Annotated in this window: 1 protein-coding gene; it reads left to right on the forward strand. The window is 76.0% G+C overall.

Annotated features, from left to right (window positions below):
• The first annotated feature begins 287 nt into the window (after nt 1–287).
• Nucleotides 288–1,469 (forward strand): flavin-containing monooxygenase, encoded by a 1,182-nt coding sequence (locus tag L1885_RS28195; protein ID WP_235799977.1) that lies wholly within the window; start codon nt 288–290, stop codon nt 1,467–1,469.
• The last annotated feature ends 116 nt before the right edge of the window (nt 1,470–1,585 follow it).

A 1,585-nucleotide genomic window follows, 5' to 3' on the forward strand; every position in this document is an offset into this window, starting at 1 on the left:
GACCGCGCCGGGCGGCGCGCACCAGTCGGACTCCGCCACGACGAGGCCCCGCGCCGGGGGCAGCCGCGCGGCACGCGGGGCGGCGGGACCGCCACGGCCGGCCTGCTCGGGCGCATCAGCGCCGCCGGAGGGGGAAGTGTGGTTCTCGGGGCCGGAGGGGAAGGTCGTCATCGGCCCATTGTGCGGGGCGCCGTTTCGCCTGCGTGATCTTTCCGAAACCGATTCAGGTCGCGACCGATACGCAAGCGAGACCTGCCGGACTGGACCAGGATGAGAGTTTTTTTGTCATGCCCCACCACGCAACTTCCGCTCCACCCACTCCTCCTGTGCTTCCCGTGTACGTGATCGGTGCCGGGCCCGGCGGGTTGGCTGTCGCGGCGGCGCTGGGAGAGCGCGGGGTGCGGGTCGTGGTGCTGGAGAAGTCCGGTGCCGTCGGGGCCTCCTGGCGCGCCCACTACAGCCGGCTCCACCTGCACACGACGCGCCGCTGGTCGTCGCTGCCGGGTCTGCGCATGCCGAGGTCCTTCGGCCGCTGGGTGCCCCGCGAGAAGGTCGTGAAGTACCTGGAGAAGTACGCGCAGTTCCACGGCATCGAGGTCGTGACGGGCGTCGAGGTGACGCGCGTTGAGCCGCTGCCGGAACCCGCCGTGGAGGACGCGGGCGCGGCGGACGGCCCCTCCGACGGCGCACGGTGGCTGCTGCGGGCCTCCGGCGGGCGCGAACTGCGGGCGCGGGCCCTGGTGGTGGCCACCGGCTACAACCACACGCCCAGATTGCCGGCGTGGCCGGGGCGCGAGACGTACACGGGCCGCCTCCTGCACGCCCGCGACTACCGGGACGCGACGCCCTACCGGGACATGGACGTGCTGGTGGTCGGGGCGGGCAACACGGGCGCCGAGATCGCCGTGGACCTCGCCGAGGGCGGCGCGGCCCGGGTGCGCCTGGCGATCCGCACGCCCCCGCACATCCTGCGCCGCTCGACCCTCGGCTGGCCCGCCCAGGCGAGCGGCATCCTGTGCCGGCGCCTGCCGCGCTTCCTCGTCGACCGGGCGGCGCGCGGCGTGGCGCTGCGGGTGCCGGGCATCGCCCGCCCGCAGAAGGGCCTCGCGACGCGGGCCCGCGAGGGCGCGATCCCGGTGCAGGACGTGGGCCTGCTGAAGGCGGTGCGGGCGGGCCGCGTCGAACCCGTCGCCGCCGTCGAGTCGTTCGACGGCGCGCAGGTGCGACTGGCCGACGGTACGCGGCTCGCGCCCGGGGCCGTCGTCGCGGCGACGGGCTACGAGCGGGGGCTGACGGGTCTCGTCGGCCATCTGGACGTCCTGACGGCCGAGGGCAGGCCGCGCCGCCGCAACCCGGTCGCGCCGGGCCTGTACTTCACCGGGTACACGACTCCGCTCAGCGGCATGCTGCGCGAACTGGCCCGGGACGCGCCCAAGATAGCCAGGTCGCTGGAGCGAACCGCCCGCTGAGGCTCCCGGCGCTCCGGCCGCGGGCGGGTCCGGCCCGGGCCGGAAGGACCGCGTCCCGGCCGGAGGGACCGCGTCCGTCGGATGCCCGCCGTGCCCGCCCGCCGTGCCGCGCGGCC

Source organism: Streptomyces fuscigenes (genome assembly GCF_021556455.1).
GTDB classification, from domain to species: domain Bacteria; phylum Actinomycetota; class Actinomycetes; order Streptomycetales; family Streptomycetaceae; genus Streptomyces; species Streptomyces fuscigenes.